The following is a 607-nucleotide window of genomic DNA, read 5'->3' as shown; positions in this document are numbered from 1 at the left end:
ATATATTCCTAAAGCCTTATTAAGCGCTGGCAAATATGCCTGTAATACCAACTGTACTACAGTAACAATTGTTGCAACTGAAGTAATATACACTGGTACACGAACTGTCGGATTTACTAATTTTCTAGTAACAGATACAACCATATTATTAGCAGTAATAACAAACAGTACCGCAAGTCCCATAACCAAGGAGTTTAGCGCACTACTAGTTACCGCGAGTGCTGGGCAAAGACTAAGTGCAAGAACAAAAATTGGGTTCTCTTCAATAATCCCTTTTTTAAATATGTTCCATAACTCTCTCATATTATTTCCTCCCTACAAACTGTGTAACTTCTTGCACAGCTTCTTTAATGCCTTTAGTTACCGCTTTAGAAGTAATGGTAGCACCAGTCATAGCTTGAATATTATTTGTTTTTGTTGGGTCTTTTGTTACTTCTAAATCTTTGACTGCCTTACCTTTAAATTGGTTTCTAAAAGGATCTTTACTTGCATTATCTCCAAGTCCAGGTGTTTCTTTAGTAGTTAATATAGTAAATTCAATAATTTTACCTTGAGGTGTAACTGCTACAAGCATTGTAATTGCTCCACCATATCCTTTACTTTCTGC

General features: G+C 35.3%; 2 protein-coding genes. Both read right to left on the bottom strand.

Annotated elements, in window-relative coordinates:
* The coding region (locus KPL50_RS26730; protein ID WP_290443304.1) for an Rnf-Nqr domain containing protein at window positions 1–303 on the bottom strand (303 nt) is incomplete at its 3' end.
* A 1-nt stretch (window position 304) separates the two neighbouring features.
* A partial coding sequence (locus tag KPL50_RS26725) for an FMN-binding protein (protein ID WP_216301481.1) occupies window positions 305–607 on the bottom strand: 303 nt, incomplete at its 5' end.

Origin of the sequence: Clostridium sp. CF012, assembly GCF_018861755.1 — a bacterium.
GTDB lineage: Bacteria > Bacillota > Clostridia > Clostridiales > Clostridiaceae > Clostridium_AD.
This window is presented reverse-complemented; position numbering and strand designations above follow the sequence as displayed.